The sequence below is a fragment of the Thermostichus sp. OS-CIW-26 genome (assembly GCF_054058395.1).
In genome coordinates this window covers 1-14,146 of sequence record NZ_JBSSAG010000036.1, presented here as the reverse complement: position 1 = coordinate 14,146, position 14,146 = coordinate 1, and the positions used below count along the sequence as shown (strand labels likewise).

The 14,146-nt window shown below is 58.4% G+C and carries 14 protein-coding genes and 1 pseudogene; 6 read left to right on the top strand and 9 right to left on the bottom strand.

The window, feature by feature from the left end:
- Nucleotides 1-158 precede the first annotated feature (158 nt).
- Together pdhA and ACVW0C_RS12115 are read left to right on the top strand one after the other, a co-directional pair.
- Nucleotides 159-1,160, top strand: coding sequence for a pyruvate dehydrogenase (acetyl-transferring) E1 component subunit alpha (pdhA, locus tag ACVW0C_RS12120; RefSeq protein WP_414329458.1), 1,002 nt, complete (start codon nucleotides 159-161; stop codon nucleotides 1,158-1,160).
- A gap of 253 nt (nucleotides 1,161-1,413) precedes the next feature.
- A complete protein-coding gene (locus tag ACVW0C_RS12115) occupies nucleotides 1,414-3,000 on the top strand; it encodes an NAD(P)H-quinone oxidoreductase subunit 4 (protein ID WP_414343851.1) in 1,587 nt (528 codons plus the stop codon).
- Between the two features lie 205 nt (nucleotides 3,001-3,205).
- Here the strand turns inward: ACVW0C_RS12115 and ACVW0C_RS12110 are convergent, their stop codons facing one another.
- Nucleotides 3,206-3,385 carry a hypothetical protein gene (locus tag ACVW0C_RS12110; RefSeq protein WP_011431964.1) on the bottom strand — a complete coding sequence of 60 codons (180 nt, stop codon included), beginning with the start codon at nucleotides 3,383-3,385 and terminating at the stop codon, nucleotides 3,206-3,208.
- A gap of 346 nt (nucleotides 3,386-3,731) precedes the next feature.
- Here ACVW0C_RS12110 and ACVW0C_RS12105 point away from each other — a divergent pair, with 346 nt between their 5' ends.
- Entirely contained in the window at nucleotides 3,732-4,355 is a 624-nt protein-coding gene (locus tag ACVW0C_RS12105) for a hypothetical protein (protein WP_457385617.1), read from the top strand.
- 446 nt (nucleotides 4,356-4,801) lie between these two features.
- Here ACVW0C_RS12105 and ACVW0C_RS12100 read toward each other — a convergent pair whose 3' ends face one another.
- The 4 genes from ACVW0C_RS12100 to argC all read right to left on the bottom strand — a co-directional run bounded on the left by ACVW0C_RS12100 (nucleotide 4,802) and on the right by argC (nucleotide 10,180).
- Nucleotides 4,802-5,926 carry an FtsW/RodA/SpoVE family cell cycle protein gene (locus ACVW0C_RS12100; RefSeq protein ID WP_457385615.1) on the bottom strand — a complete coding sequence of 375 codons (1,125 nt, stop codon included), beginning with the start codon at nucleotides 5,924-5,926 and terminating at the stop codon, nucleotides 4,802-4,804.
- Nucleotides 5,871-7,313, bottom strand: coding sequence for a UDP-N-acetylmuramoyl-L-alanine--D-glutamate ligase (gene murD / locus ACVW0C_RS12095; RefSeq protein ID WP_457385613.1), 1,443 nt, complete (start codon nucleotides 7,311-7,313; stop codon nucleotides 5,871-5,873). Before murD ends, ACVW0C_RS12100 begins: the two co-directional genes overlap by 56 nt.
- Nucleotides 7,314-7,613: 300 nt before the next feature.
- A complete protein-coding gene (locus ACVW0C_RS12090) occupies nucleotides 7,614-9,035 on the bottom strand; it encodes a hypothetical protein (protein WP_457385612.1) in 1,422 nt (473 codons plus the stop codon).
- Between the two features lie 38 nt (nucleotides 9,036-9,073).
- Complete coding sequence (gene argC, locus ACVW0C_RS12085) at nucleotides 9,074-10,180, bottom strand: N-acetyl-gamma-glutamyl-phosphate reductase (protein WP_011431956.1); 1,107 nt, start codon at nucleotides 10,178-10,180, stop codon at nucleotides 9,074-9,076.
- 231 nt (nucleotides 10,181-10,411) lie between these two features.
- Here argC and ACVW0C_RS12080 point away from each other — a divergent pair, with 231 nt between their 5' ends.
- Nucleotides 10,412-10,696, top strand: coding sequence for a hypothetical protein (locus tag ACVW0C_RS12080; protein WP_011431955.1), 285 nt, complete (start codon nucleotides 10,412-10,414; stop codon nucleotides 10,694-10,696).
- A 136-nt stretch (nucleotides 10,697-10,832) separates the two neighbouring features.
- Here the strand turns inward: ACVW0C_RS12080 and ACVW0C_RS12075 are convergent, their stop codons facing one another.
- Both ACVW0C_RS12075 and ACVW0C_RS12070 read right to left on the bottom strand, forming a co-directional pair.
- Entirely contained in the window at nucleotides 10,833-11,561 is a 729-nt protein-coding gene (locus tag ACVW0C_RS12075) for a 2-phosphosulfolactate phosphatase family protein (protein ID WP_457385633.1), read from the bottom strand.
- Between the two features lie 16 nt (nucleotides 11,562-11,577).
- Nucleotides 11,578-12,351, bottom strand: coding sequence for an ABC transporter permease (locus ACVW0C_RS12070; protein ID WP_414330211.1), 774 nt, complete (start codon nucleotides 12,349-12,351; stop codon nucleotides 11,578-11,580).
- A gap of 62 nt (nucleotides 12,352-12,413) precedes the next feature.
- On the opposite strand from ACVW0C_RS12070, the gene purS reads away from it, so the two are divergent.
- Both purS and purQ read left to right on the top strand, forming a co-directional pair.
- On the top strand, nucleotides 12,414-12,671 hold the full coding sequence (gene purS, locus ACVW0C_RS12065; RefSeq protein ID WP_011431952.1) for a phosphoribosylformylglycinamidine synthase subunit PurS: 258 nt from the start codon (nucleotides 12,414-12,416) through the stop codon (nucleotides 12,669-12,671).
- A gap of 115 nt (nucleotides 12,672-12,786) precedes the next feature.
- Entirely contained in the window at nucleotides 12,787-13,464 is a 678-nt protein-coding gene (gene purQ, locus ACVW0C_RS12060) for a phosphoribosylformylglycinamidine synthase subunit PurQ (RefSeq protein ID WP_414413454.1), read from the top strand.
- A gap of 17 nt (nucleotides 13,465-13,481) precedes the next feature.
- Here purQ and ACVW0C_RS12055 read toward each other — a convergent pair whose 3' ends face one another.
- Both ACVW0C_RS12055 and ACVW0C_RS12050 read right to left on the bottom strand, forming a co-directional pair.
- Nucleotides 13,482-13,892 (bottom strand): response regulator, encoded by a 411-nt coding sequence (locus tag ACVW0C_RS12055; RefSeq protein WP_457385610.1) that lies wholly within the window; start codon nucleotides 13,890-13,892, stop codon nucleotides 13,482-13,484.
- A gap of 125 nt (nucleotides 13,893-14,017) precedes the next feature.
- A pseudogene (locus ACVW0C_RS12050) lies at nucleotides 14,018-14,146 on the bottom strand (RNA-guided endonuclease TnpB family protein); the annotation flags it as partial.

The window sequence follows — 14,146 nt, the reverse complement described above, 5'->3', positions numbered from 1 at the left end:
TTTCAGTTTAACTCCCTTGGCCTCGAAACAACCGCTTTCGGCCCTGCAGGATGGGATTTCCAGGTAAGGTGGCAGACAGACTGGAGCATGAGATAATGGGCAAACCGCAAAGCTCACTGCTGACCGCCTAAGATACCTCTGATTCGTTGCACCGCAGCATGGTTCAAGAACTTACTTCGCGCTCCACAACTGCTCGCATTTCTGCCGAAGAGGCTCGTCTTCTTTATGAAGACATGGTGCTGGGCCGCCTGTTTGAAGACAAGTGCGCCGAAATGTACTACAAGGGCAAGATGTTCGGCTTTGTGCATCTGTACAACGGCCAAGAGGCCGTCTCTACGGGGGTGATCAAGGCGCTCAAGCCCACCGACTATGTGTGCAGCACCTACCGAGATCACGTGCATGCCCTCAGCACCGGGATCCCGCCACGGGCGGTCATGGCAGAGTTGTTCGGCAAGGCCACCGGCTGCAGCAAGGGTCGGGGTGGTTCCATGCACCTCTTCTCGGCGGAGCACAATTTCTTGGGGGGCTATGCCTTTGTGGCCGAAGGGATCCCGGTGGCGACGGGGGCTGCTTTTTCTGCCAAATACCGGGGCACTGACCAGGTAACCGCCTGCTTCTTTGGGGATGGAGCCTGCAACAACGGCCAGTTTTACGAGTGCCTCAACATGGCCGCCCTCTGGAAGTTGCCCATCGTCTATGTGGTGGAAAATAACTTCTGGGCTATTGGCATGGCCCATGAACGCGCCACTTCCGACACCGATATTTACCGCAAAGGCCCGGCTTTTGGCATGCCCGGCTACCAGGTGGATGGGATGGATGTGCTAGCAGTGCGAGAGGCCGCCCAACAGGCCATCGCCCGCGCCCGTGCCGGAGAAGGCCCCACCTTGCTAGAGTGCATCACCTATCGTTTTCGGGGCCATTCCCTTGCCGACCCTGACGAGCTGCGCAGTCCTGAGGAAAAAGAGTTCTGGCGGCAGCGGGATCCCATTAAACAACTGGAACGCTATGCCCTGGAGCACAACCTAATGACCGAGGCAGACTTCCAAGCCATCCACGCGGAGGTCAGCGCCGTGATTGAGGACGCGGTTCTTTTTGCTCTGGAAAGCCCAGAGCCCACTCTGGACGAGCTGCACCGTTTTGTCTTTGCCGAAGATGAGTAGACCCCCCCAGGTACCGGGGGAGTTCAGGAGCCGAGATCTTGCTTGGCCGGAGGATCCCTGGCCAGCTCGGGTGGCCCATCCACCTGGCGGAGTGCTGTCCTGCTGGATCCCTCGAGGCTCCTCGAGGATCGGCATCAGAGAAACTTTCTCGAGATCTGCGCGATGGCGCAGATTTTTTTGTAAATATCGCTTCCCATTTGTTTACACAGCTTCATATCATTGAGATATCGAGCATGAGTATTTATTCCTGGTCATGAGCAATCCTCTTGAGTTTCCCTGGCTGTCGGTGCTGGTGCTCTTGCCTCTGCTGGCAGCCTTTGGGATCCCCTTGATCCCCCAGAGCCGTTGGGTGCGTTGGTATGCCCTCGCTGTGGGGGCTTTTGATTTGGGCCTGATGGCCTATGTCTTTGCGCGGCACTATGACCTGCAGGACTTTTCTCTGCAACTGGCGGAGCGCTACGCCTGGGTGCCCCAAATTGGATTCCACTGGTCGCTGGCGGTGGACGGCCTCTCCTTCCCGCTGGTGTTGCTGTCGGGTTTGATCACAACCCTGTCGATTGTGGCGGCTTGGAATCTCACCCATAAGCCGCGTTTGTTTTTCTTCTTGCTGCTGCTGATGTACGGTGCCCAGGTGGGCGTGTTTCTGGCGCAGGACATGCTCCTTTTCTTCCTGATGTGGGAGATCGAGCTGGTGCCGGTCTATCTGCTCATCTCCATCTGGGGTGGGCCGAAGCGCCAGTACGCCGCCACCAAGTTCATCCTCTACACCGCCGCCGCCTCCATTTTTATCTTGGTGGGATCCCTGGCGATGGCCTTCTACGGCGAGGGCTTTAGCCTGGAGATGGCAGAGCTGAGCGCTAAGTCTTACCCACTGGCCTTGGAGCTGTTGGCCTATGCGGCTTTGCTGATTGCCTTTGGGGTGAAGCTGCCGATTTTTCCGCTGCACACCTGGCTGCCGGATGCCCACAGCGAAGCCTCTGCTCCCATTTCCATGATCTTGGCGGGGGTTCTGCTCAAGATGGGTGGCTATGGCCTGATCCGCATGAATGTGGGCATGTTGTCGGAAGCCCACGTGTACTTCGCCCCGGTGCTGGCGGTGTTGGGTGTGGTGAACATCATCTACGGGGCGTTGGCCGCCTTCGGTCAGAACCATCTCAAGCGGCGCTTGGCCTATTCATCCATCGCCCACATGGGCTTTGTGTTGATCGGGATCTCCGCCTTCACGGAGCTGGGCATCAATGGGGCAGTGCTGCAGATGATCTCCCACGGTCTGATTGCCGCGGTTCTGTTCTTCCTGACGGGGATCACCTACGAGCGCACCCACACCCTTGCCCTCGACAAGTTGGGAGGGTTGGCCAAGCAGATGCCGAAGGCTTTTGCCCTGTTTACGGCGGGATCCCTGGCCTCTCTGGCGCTGCCGGGGATGAGCGGATTTGTGGGTGAGCTGACGGTGTTCTTGGGCTTGACCACCAGCGATGCCTATGCGCCGACCTTCAAAGCGGGAATTGCCCTGCTGGCGGCAGTGGGTATCATTTTGACGCCCATTTACTTGCTCTCCATGCTGCGGCAGGTGTTCTACGGGGCTCAGGATCCCGGCCTAGTTTTGGAAGATTACCTGGGGGATATGCGCCCGCGGGAAATGGCGGTGGCCCTCTGTCTGCTGTTGCCGATCCTCGGCATTGGCTTCTACCCGCGCCTGGCTACCCAAACCTACGATGTCACAACGGTGGCGGTAGCTGCCCAGTTGCGCAGTGTGTTGGCAACTGAAATCGTGCAGCGGCCTTTCTTCCCCTCGCCAGTGCAACCGGCCCAGGTGGCAGCTCTGCCCCTGGAGGATTGAAAGGAGGTCGAGGGCTCGGCTTCCCTTTGTTCGGTCTTTCTCTATCTACTTCTTCTCTGTCCAGAAGAGCTGGTGTTTGAGGAGCAGCCCCACTCAACATTCAGCTCTTCTTTTGTTTTTTTTTAAGTTTTAAGATTGGATTTAGGATCCGGGATGTTCCTGGGCTGGGATTTTCGTGCAGCCGATTGTTCTTGTGCCGTCCATCCTATCGGTGATCGGTATGAATAGAGTTTTGTTCCATCAGGTTGAGTTGCACCACCAACCACCAGAGGGTTACATCGGAATAGGTTGCCCGGCGCTTGAGCCGAGAAATGGAGTGTACCGGGTTTTGGCTGTCGATCATCCACTCAGAAGCGATGATTTGGCCGCGTTGCTGAGCATTCATTGTTTCTCCCTCCGCTCGCCAACTGCTCAATACTTAGAATGGCTAATATTTAGGATGGCGAATTTGCGCGGGAGCGTGTGAAAAAATATATTACGCAGGGATCCCCAAAATCGGCTAACTTTCTTAGCAATGAGGATCTCATAAGCCGTTGAGTTGCTGAGTTGCCGTCCAGGGATGGGAAAAATGTTGCAGAAGGGGTAAAAGGTTGGGCGAGGGGATTGCCCCTATCTTCACAAGTCTTAAAACCTAGAAAGATTCTATTTTCTCTTGACTTGTCTGTGGGTCTGAATTCCACCTCCCTTCGCCGGCCTCTGCAGCAGCAACCCTTGAGGAGCCTGAGATCGCGATGAGAGCCAAGGCCATCTCTCCCCAGCCAGCCTCTGCTTTTGGAGAAGTGGTGGAAGCCAACACCACAACCTTTGTGGCCCAGTGCTTCGAGCCGGAACGTCTGACCTTCCCACCCATGCCTGCTCTCGGCAGTTGGACGCGCTCCCAAGACGAAGAGACCGGCAACCTGATCTATGGCGTGGTTTGCTATGCCGCCATCGCCCCCATCGACACCGTCCACCGCGCCAGGGCTTTGGGCCTCTCCCCTCAGGAGCTGCGGGAGCAACAGCCCCAGATTTTTGCCATGTTGCGCACCGATTTTCGCGCGGCCATTGTCGGCTTTGTCAGCGGGGGACGAGTCTACCAGTACTTGCCGCCACGGCCTCCCCAGATTCACCAGCCGGTTTATCTCTGCTCCGATACGGAAGTGAGGGAATTTTGCCGCTCTTTCGAGTTTTTGCGCACCCTGCTACAGGTTAACGGGATCCCAACCGATGAGCTGGTGGCTGCCGTGATTCGCCAAACTTACCGAATCCTGAACCGAGATCGCAACTGGCTTCTACAGGCAGGTCGGCAGTTGAGCTGTCTGTTGCGGGGTGATTATGAGCATCTCAGCGCAATTTTACGAAAGATTGAAGCCTAAGCGAAGAAATATTGAGAATGGCCTTGGATCCCTCTGGAATCGAGTCGGGGGGTGATAACCTGAGGCCGTTTCCTATGGAATTGATTCCCTTTGAATCCTCTTTCTGCTGTAAAAATGTTTAACAAATTCAATCCTTCTGACAAACCCTCCAAAGGCAATTGGGCAGGTCGTACCTTTTCTGCAGCTGCGGGCGCTTCGGTGGCAGCCGGTGTTTGCATTGCCCACGGTCAGCCGGCTTATGTGTCGCTGTTGGTGGCCTGTTGCGCGACGGTGTTTACCCTCGTTTTGGATGAAATGGGCTGGATCTAGGCTCGGTTTCAACGTCAGCTCTGGATTTTGCCGCGTAAGAAGCCGGTCTAAAGCAGAGGCCAGGGATCCCTGGCCCTCTGGGTTTGCTGCTTGCGTGAAAGGATCCCTTTGCTGGGTTGGCAACATGCAGCCTTACTTTACCCTGCTTCGCGGGCTGCCCGCACCAACAATCCTGCTGTGATCAGCCCTGCCAGAATGGAGCTACCCCCATGGCTGAACAAAGGCAGGGGCACGCCTGTGGTGGGCAAAATCCCAGTGACCACGCCGATGTTCATCAGTGACTGACCCACCAAAAACATCAGGCAGCCACAGGCTACTAAGCGAATGGTCAGCTCTCGACAGCGCCCCATCACTCGCCAGCCCAGCAGAGTGTAGAAGGTCAGCAACCCCAGAAAGAACAGGGATCCGGCCAAGCCAAACTCTTCTGCATACACCGAGAAGATAAAGTCGGTGTATTGGATGGGCAGGTAGAACAGCTTTTGCTGGGAGAGGCCATATCCCTTGCCCCACAGGCCGCCGGAGCCAATGGCCAACAGACTTTGCACCAGCTGGTAGCCATCCCCTTGGGCGTTACTCCAGGGATCCAAAAAGGCCAAGATGCGCCGCCGTTGGTAATCTTTGCTGAGAATGCTCACCACAGCCGCCAGAATCCCCAGCCCCGCTGTGGCCAAAAGGGTGAAAGCTGGGATCCCGGCGGTCCAAGCCATGACCCAGAGGGTGAGGCCGCAGATGGCCGTGGTGCCCAGGTTGGGCTGGGCGAGGATCCCCAAGAGCGCAAAGGCGAAGATGCCCGCCCAGAGGACGCGGAACCAGAGGGGATGGTGAAACCAGCGGCCAAAGATCCAGGATCCCTGCAAGACCAACAGGGGCTTGAGCAATTCTGAAGGCTGGATAACAGGGATCACCTTCAAATCCAGCCAGCGGCTGGCTTCCAGGCGGGAAACCCCCAATCCCGGCACCTGGGTGGCCCACACCAGGCCAACTCCCAGCAAGCAGAGGATCCCGGCCCAGGGGAACCAGCGCCGCAGCGGGATCCGCACCAGAGCCCAGAAACAGCCCAGACCCAGCCCGGCCCAGAGCAATTGGCGCTTGAAAAAGTAGAGGCCATCGCCGGTGATCCGCTGAGCCACCGGGTAGGAAGCAGAAAACAGCATCAGCAGCCCCAGCACCAGCCAGATCAAGGTGAGCCAGCGCAGCCAGCGAGCCTCAGCATTCCAGGGATCCCTGGAGGGCTTGGCAGCAGGCTCGGAAATGGTTGCCACGGTGTTCAAAGCTGGAGTACTGGTCAAAACTGGCACAGGCGGGGGACAGCAAAATGGTGATGGGTTGAGCGGGCTTCCCCAAGCTCTGAGCTTGACGCGAAAGGGAACAAGCCGCTGCAAAGGCTCTTTCCACCGCTACATCTAGGGTTGGCACCAGCTCAACGTCAGTATAGTGGATCCCCTGGAGGGCCTCCGCCAGGGCTGGGGCAGACTCCCCCATCAGCACCACGCGGGCCACCTTGGCCCGAATCAACTGCAGCCAGGCACTGGGATCCCCCTGCTTAGCCCTTCCTCCGGCAATCAGAATAATGGGTGGGGAAAGGGCGTTGAGCGCCACCCAGCCGGCCTCGTAGTTGGTGGCCTTGCTGTCGTTGACAAAGCGGATAGGGGTGGATCCCACCTGGATTTGCGCCACCCGCTCCAGCCGATGGGGCATGCCGGCAAAAGATCGGATGGCTTTTTGAATGGCAGCGTTGGGGATCCCGGCCAGACGTGCTGCTGCTGCCGCCAAGAGCAGGTTTTGCAGGTTGTGTTGGCCAGGGCAGCGTTCTGCAAAGTCCTCCAGCTCCGCCACCATCTCCCCCTGGATGTAGAGACGGTTTTCCCGCAGGTCAACGGTTGCGGTGGGATCCCGGTCACAACAGCCTTGGGTAGCAACAAGGGAAGTCCAATAGGTATTTTCCCAGTCCTGCCGGCGGCAGCACAGGTAGGGATCCTCGCCGTTGAGCACCCGCCACTGGGCCCGATCCAAAAGGCGAGCCTTAAAGCTGGCATAGCGCTCCAGTGTCCCATGCCGTTCTAAGTGATCGGGAGTGAAGGTGGTCCACACCCCAATGCGCGGCGGCCCTCCAGGAGTGCTGCTCATGAGGCGGCTACTGGCCTCCAACTGGTAGCTGCTCAGCTCCGCCACGATCCAGTCCGGCTCTAGCGTTCCCTGGAGCGTTGCCAAAGCCACCTGCGACAGGGGCAGGCCAATGTTGCCGCAGGGGATCCCTTGCAGCCCCGCCGCCTTGAACATCTCCGCCACCAGAGCTGTGGTGGTGCTTTTGCCGTTGGTGCCGGTGATCCCCACCCAGGGTAGGTGGTCAAGATAGATCCAGGCCAGCTCCGCCTCCCCCACCACCGGGATTCCCTGTTGACGCACCTCCTGCAGCAGCGGGTGATCCCAGGCAATGCCCGGACTGACCACCACCTGCTCCACTCCTTCGGCCAGTTGAAAAGGCTGCCCCAGCCGAACCGGGATCCCTTCCTGATTGAGCTCGGCCTGCCGCTGTCTGAGAAGAGGGGAATCTTGCTCATCCCAAACCAGCACTTCATAGCCCTGGGCCCGCAACAGTCGCGCTGCCGCCAGCCCCGCAATGCCTAACCCCAAAACTTGATGTTGCACGTTGGTTTCTACTTCGTTTCTTTATTTGGGGATCCCTGCTTGGATCTTACCGGTCACGTCCTTGACCCGCATGTTTTTGTTCGACACTCCCCTTGCTTATGGGGGTAACCAGTTGGTGGAGTGGATGGAGTTTTCCTAGCCGCCTGGATGGCTAACTTGGGAATAGGCTGGAGACCAGTCCGCCGGCCACCCTCTACAACCCGTGCAGATTTGTCTTTGGCGTAGACAAAGATTCCACCTAGCCTGCCAGCCTCACTTTGTGGATGCTGTAGGAAATTTTCTTCCCTATGCATCATCTACTCAATCTTCCAAGGGATCCAACTTGGGATCCAGACTCTTGGCCGTTAGACGCAGAGCCTCCGCCTGCTCCATTACCCGTGGAGCTTGCGCTGCCGTCTCAACGCCCTGGCGATAGCTCTCCCACAGGGGCATTTCCGGGTAGGTCTGCTGCAACTCGCTGATCTGATCCAGAAGGGCCTCCAGCCAGCCGGCCGTGCTCCAGGTGAGCAAAAACTGGAAGGGGTTCCAGAGGTTGAGCTGCCGACCCAATTCATTTAGGCTCTCGTTGCGAATGGGCGGATCGAAGATGTCCGCCACCGTCATTAACTGGCGGGCCAGCAGGGGTCTGAGGATTTTCTCGGCAGCTTCCACCACAGCGGGGATGGCAGCCTGGATCTGGTTGGGTCTGGGAATGTTCCGCGCCTGGGGCAAGGCTTGCAGCACCAACTCCAGTCGCCGCCCTGCCTCTGCCGATTCCAAAGCCGATTCCAGGGTGGTGCCCACGCTGAGAAACACTTCTCCCGTCAGCAGCCGCACTGCATCGATGACCAGGTGATACAAGGGGGGGATCACGAGCTTAATCCACTCACTCTGGAAAAACTCCCGCAGCCGCCGTGCCGCATAGTCCCCCACTTGGGTGGTCTGGATCCCCACTTGGGTCAGATTGAGATACCAGTCGGGGGGGGATCCCTTGGGATCCAGCCAACGGCGCAGCGTTTGCCATTCTTCTTCTGTGAGGGCAGTTCGTCCCTGTTTTAAGCCAGTTCGCCGCAGCTTGCCCTCGGCATTCAAGAGCTTGCGCAGCTCCGGTGTGCCCAGCAAGGACAAGGCACCTGCCGAACCCACACTGCCGATCTCGATGGCGATCAAGGCGGCCAACAAGGCGGCTGAGGCCTTTACTTGAATCTGGCCGCTTTTGTCCATCACCAAAGGTAGGCGGCTGTTGCCATAGGCACGAGCACTCATCGCCTCCAGAGCAGAGCGTTGGTCAGAGGTCAGCGTCCGAGCCCAAGAAGGGATCCCATCTGGATGGGCCGGTTCCTGCAAGCCGTGATACAGCAAGCTGGCCACCCAGGCGCGATCCGCAGCCTGCCGCAAAGAGCCAATGACCACTTCCCATTGGCAGGGGTTAAGCAGGGGCAAGAGCGCTTGCAGCTCTCGGTGGACGGGCTCTGGGGATCCCGCCGTTCTCGACTGTTCCAGAGCGCTTTGCAGCCGATCCCGCGCCTCTCGGCACAGCCCGCCCCACTCCAGTTGCAGGCGAGCCAGGGTCTGTTGCACCGTCTCTTCGGAGCGACGGGGTAGATCCTGCCAGCCCGCTTCCAGCTGCCGCCACAGCTCCTCCCAGTTCAGGCCCTCAGCAGCGCCATTGACGGCATCTGAGGCAACCTTTGCGCTGGGCGAGGCATTTTGGGGCAAAGCGGGATCCAGAGGTTCAGACATGGACAGAACCGGCCTCAAGGGGATTACCGGCATTATAGCTAGGGGTAAAACGCCAGCCGAGGCAAACCCAACGTTTCCGGCCATCCCATCATCAGGTTGAGACACTGCACCGCCTGCCCGGCTTGCCCTTTCATCAGGTTATCGATCACCGACAGGACAATAACGCGGTTGGTGCGGCTGTCCACCTCCACCCCGATCATGCAGGTGTTGGTGCCGGAGACCCATTTGGTTTGCGGGTAGACCCCCCGCGGCAGCACCTTCACCCAGGGAGATTGGCGATAGAAAGCATTGTAAATGGTGAGCAAATCTTCCCCCACAAAGCCGGGATCCCGCAGGGTGGCATACAACGTGACGTGGATCCCCCGCACCATGGGCACCAGATGGGGCGTAAATTGCACGGTGATGGGGGTGTGGGTCAGGTCGGTGCAGGCTTGCTCGATCTCGGGCGTATGCCGGTGCTGGGCCACTCCATAGGCTGCCAGAGAGCCGTCCACTTCGGCAAACAGGGATCCCACCTTGGGGGTACGACCTGCCCCCGAAACGCCGGATTTGGCATCGAAAATGAGGCTGTCCAGCTCCACCAACCCCTGCCGCAGCAGAGGAGCAACCGCCAACAACGAGGCAGTGGGATAACAGCCGGGACAGCCCACCAGTTGGGCTTGGGCAATCGCCTCGCGATAAAGTTCCGGCAACCCATAGACCGCCTGCTCATTGGCCTGGCGATAGGCAGGGCTGGGCCAGTTGGGATCCGTCTGACCCATGCGGTACCAAGATTGGTAGGTGGCCAGGTTGCGAAAGCGGTAATCCGCCGACAGATCTAAGACTTTGCACCCCTTGGCCAGCAAAGGCGGAGCCAGCTCAGCAGCCAGCCCATTGGGGAGAGACAAAAACACCACATCGCTGTTGGCGGCAATGCGATCCACCTCTACCGGCTGAACGGTCAGATCCACCGCCTGGGCCAACTGGGGATAGAGATCCCCGTAGCGCTTGCCGGCACTGTCTTGCCCGGCCAGGTAGGTGATCTGCACGCCGGGATGCTCGCTCAGTAACCGCACCAACTGTACCCCTCCGTAGCCGGAAGCGCCGACAATGCCAATGCGGACAGGCTCTGTGGGGTGGGGTGGGCGGGGCGCCATGTTGGCCATGGGGGGTTGCCTGTGCAAGAGGGTTGCGTGATGGCTTGCCTTAAGTTCTACCGCATTTTTCTGCTGCATTTGACGCTGCATGGGTGCGGATCCCATCTTGTTCATTCGCGTTGGCGTTGCCTAGCAATCCAAGAGGATTTGTTATGCTGAGTTAACTTGAGCCGCTCGGGCCTTGGCAGCGGCTTCCGTAATATCTGTCTATGTTCTGTGTAGCTTTCTAATCTGCGGTCTATGCACTATGAGCGATTGATCAACATGGTCTTGCGGGCCTATGGCCAAAGCAGCCGCCATGGCCTGGATCAGGAAACTCTGACCCTCTACTCAGAAGGCCCCTACACACTCTACAAACTCACTTCCCATTTCGATCGCCGCTCCATTTTTGTGTTGGCCCAGAATCAGCGGGATATGTTTGTTTCTGGCGATGCGTTTAACAACAAGCTGATCCCAGGGGAATGGCAGGCGTGGCTGCACCAGAAAGCGCTGGGCATCGCTCCCGACACGGCACAAGCAGGTTAGCCGAAGACCATATCTGGCGTGGAAGGATCCCCAAGCCTACGCCCGGCCTGTTGAGATCCAGCCCATGCTGACAATGGCCGCCTACTTCCAGCTCAGAGGGTGGTGGGATCCACAGGTCGCTCCACCTGTCCAGAATCTACCCGCCACTGGCCAAAACCCCTGGCTGAACCTGTCGGGGCACCACCGAGAGACGATCCAGCTGGGCACAATAGGCCAGATCCTGATCGTTTTCCGGCCCCAGACCCAATAGCCGTTGCCCGTGGCTAGAGCGTCTCAACAAACCCAGCAGATCGTCCTGCCAAGTTTGGTAGAGGGCCAAGGCCGCCAAGGTCTCGTCGTTGCCCAACTGGTTCAAAGAGCAGCCCAGGCGATGCAAGATGGCTCCGGCACAGGCAGTATCTTCCAGCGAAAAGGCCCCTTCCCACCCGGATCCCACCAGCCACACCTCGGCAAAGGAGCCCCGTCTGAGAAAATCCACCACGGCTCCCAAGTTCACCAGGGCTGCTGTAATCACCACTGGGATCCCTTCCAGGCGCTGTAGGCTGCGCGTGCCGTTGGTGGTGCTCAGGAAGATGCGCTTGTCCCGCACGCGGTCGGGAGTGTAGTCGAGGGGGGAGTTGCCCAGATCAAACCCCGCCACCGCTTTGCCCCCCCGTTCCCCGGCCAAAAGCCGCTGGGAAGCCGGCCAGTTTTGGCTTGCCTCTTGGAGCTGCTGCAGGTGGGCAAACACCTGTACCGCTTCTGCTCCTGCTGCCAGCGCTGTGGCAATGGTGGTGGTGGCCCGCAGCACATCAATGGCCACCGCACACTCCGGGATCCCAGATGAAGGCACCTGTTCGGGCGTATAGAAGTGGAAAAAACGCATGGGGGAAGAGGTAACGTCAGAACTCACGCCGGGCGAACACCAACACTGCCAGAATCAGCAGCAAAAGGGTGTAAACCAAGCCGTACAGTGCATCTCCGAGAAGTTCTGCTGGGGGCGGAACTTGGCCGTAAACCGCAGCATCTCTCAAATTGAGGCGCTCCAAATCCGGCAGGATCAAATAAATCACCTCAAACAGTTTGCCAAATCCGGCATCTTTCACCAGCTTGCTCAGTTGCAGCAGGGCGCGGCTGGCATGGCCCATCAGGAACAGGGCAATGGTGTAGAGGGTGGCCAGAATCGAGGAAGTGAAAACCCCGAACAGCAGGGCTGCGGCAACAATCAGCACCAGCTCTAAGAAAGTGAAGACTGTTGCCCAGAGAATGGCCAAAAGGGGGATCGGGGCCTGCACCAGCAGCAAGCTCAGCAGAAACACAACCGTCATCAGCAGCACCAGCACCGACAGCAGCGCCGATAGGCCCAGATGCTTGCCGACAATGAACTCTGCCCGGCTCATGGGTTTGGCGATCAGCACATACACCGTGCGTTTTTCAATCTCCTTATTCACCAGCCCTGTGCCCACGAAAATGGCCACGATCAGGCCGAAGAAGTGAATGGCTGCCAACCCCAGGTCGGCAATGATTTTGTTGTGGGCCTGGTTGGCCACCTGCGGGATCAAAACAGTGGCTCCCAGCATGGCCACCGCAAATACCATCACCAGGTAGAGAATCCGATCCCGAATCGTTTCCCGGAAAACGTTGTGGGCAATGGCCACCACGCGCGACGCATCCATGACTGAACCCAAAGCTGTGATGATCCGACTGATACACTGGTAACAGATCCAGCCTTTATTCTATGCAGTTCCAGGCCCAGATTCAGATTCACCTACGCCCCTCTGTTCTCGATCCCGCCGGGGCTGCGGTTCAGTCCAGCTTGCATCAGCTGGGGCATACCCAGGTACAGCAGGTGCGCATTGGCAAGCATATCCAACTGCAGCTAGAGGCCCCCGACGCCGAGACCGCCCACCGCCAGGTGGATGAGCTGTGCCATCAACTGCTGGCCAACCCGGTGATTGAGACTTATCAAATCCAAGTGGCTGCCATCGGTGGTTAATTTGATGGGTTCACGCGATTTGGGGTTGATCTGATGGCCATTCCAAGAATACCCCCAACCCCTCTTCCATCCCTCTAATCTGACCATCTTCTTTCCTCTCACTTAAGGGATCCCAATGGCTGGCGTGAGGTTTGGCGTTGTTGTTTTTCCGGGTTCCAACTGCGACCGAGATGTAGCCTGGGTAACCCGCGGCCTCTTGGGCTGCCCAACGCGGCTGATCTGGCACCGAGAGACGGATTTGTCGGAGCTGGATGTGGTGGTGCTGCCGGGGGGCTTCAGCTATGGGGATTATTTGCGTTGTGGGGCCATCGCTCGTTTTGCTCCGGTGATGGGATCCCTGAAGGAGCACGCGGCGCGAGGGGGCTATGTGCTGGGCATCTGCAACGGCTTTCAGATCTTAACAGAGGCGGGCCTGCTGCCGGGGGCGCTGGTGCGCAATGCCAACCTGCACTTTATCTGCGACCGAGTGGGGATCCGTATAGAACGGCAGGATCTTCCCTGGACAAGCGCGTATCCCCAGGGATCCACCTTAACCCTGCCCATCGCCCATGGGGAAGGCCGCTATACCTGCGACCCGGATACCCTCAAGCAGTTGCAGGATCGAGGGCAGATCGTCTTTCGCTATGCTCCGGTTGCGCCCAACGGCTCTGTGGATAATATTGCCGGCATTTGCGATCCCAGCGGTCGGATCTTGGGTTTGATGCCCCACCCCGAGCGGGCAGCAGATCCTGATTTGCCAGGGCAGGATGGGATCCCCTTCTGGCAGTCGATTTTGCACAGCTTCGCCGCCTAACTCTTCTCCAGGAGAACTCACCCCTGCCCCGGCCCTCGAGACAACACCTGGCGAACTTGATTCACCATCTCCTCGTGATCCACCACCGGCTTGGCGATATAACCATCCGCCCCGCTCTGGGCCAAAAATGCCTCGCGGTCGCCGCGCATCGCATGGGCCGTCACCAAAATGATGGGGATGGAGCTGCTTTTCGGATCCCCCTTCAGCAGTTGGGCAATGCGGATCCCGTCCACCGCCTCGCCGCGAAAGGTGCTCTGGGACAGGGAAACATCCAACAAAATGACATCCACCTCGTGCCCCTGGGCCAGCTTCAAAATCTGCTCCACATCCTGGCTGTGAAAGACCTCAAAACCTCCCCGCCGTCGCAACACCTTCTCAAAAACACGGGCGTTGATCGGATCATCTTCCACCAGCAGCACTGTTGCCATCGTTAACCCAATCTTGAATCTGAACCCAGGCTAAGCTGTCCCGGCGATCCCAAAAGCCATCCTAAGGCATCCTTAGCGAGTTCAATTTGAGCAGTAGGACAAGCGTTCTCCTACAGAGTAGTAAACTACCCGACCCTGACTGCTTCGCAGTACAGGGCGGGCTTTCGGTAGCCCTGCAGTTGGCAAGCCAACCACGAACCTCTAGGCTGGTTTACAGCAGCCCCCAAAAGCGCAATCACATTCGCACCATTCAA

Excerpts from the sequence above, each read along its gene's own strand:
- pdhA (WP_414329458.1), top strand. The coding sequence starts at position 159 with ATGGTTCAAGAACTTACTTCGCGCTCCACAACTGCTCGCATTTCTGCC.
- ACVW0C_RS12115 (WP_414343851.1), top strand. The coding sequence starts at position 1,414 with ATGAGCAATCCTCTTGAGTTTCCCTGGCTGTCGGTGCTGGTGCTCTTG.
- ACVW0C_RS12110 (WP_011431964.1), bottom strand. The coding sequence starts at position 3,385 with ATGAATGCTCAGCAACGCGGCCAAATCATCGCTTCTGAGTGGATGATC.
- ACVW0C_RS12105 (WP_457385617.1), top strand. The coding sequence starts at position 3,732 with ATGAGAGCCAAGGCCATCTCTCCCCAGCCAGCCTCTGCTTTTGGAGAA.
- ACVW0C_RS12090 (WP_457385612.1), bottom strand. The coding sequence starts at position 9,035 with ATGTCTGAACCTCTGGATCCCGCTTTGCCCCAAAATGCCTCGCCCAGC.
- argC (WP_011431956.1), bottom strand. The coding sequence starts at position 10,180 with ATGGCCAACATGGCGCCCCGCCCACCCCACCCCACAGAGCCTGTCCGC.
- ACVW0C_RS12080 (WP_011431955.1), top strand. The coding sequence starts at position 10,412 with ATGCACTATGAGCGATTGATCAACATGGTCTTGCGGGCCTATGGCCAA.
- ACVW0C_RS12075 (WP_457385633.1), bottom strand. The coding sequence starts at position 11,561 with ATGCGTTTTTTCCACTTCTATACGCCCGAACAGGTGCCTTCATCTGGG.
- ACVW0C_RS12070 (WP_414330211.1), bottom strand. The coding sequence starts at position 12,351 with ATGGATGCGTCGCGCGTGGTGGCCATTGCCCACAACGTTTTCCGGGAA.
- purS (WP_011431952.1), top strand. The coding sequence starts at position 12,414 with ATGCAGTTCCAGGCCCAGATTCAGATTCACCTACGCCCCTCTGTTCTC.
- purQ (WP_414413454.1), top strand. The coding sequence starts at position 12,787 with ATGGCTGGCGTGAGGTTTGGCGTTGTTGTTTTTCCGGGTTCCAACTGC.
- ACVW0C_RS12055 (WP_457385610.1), bottom strand. The coding sequence starts at position 13,892 with ATGGCAACAGTGCTGCTGGTGGAAGATGATCCGATCAACGCCCGTGTT.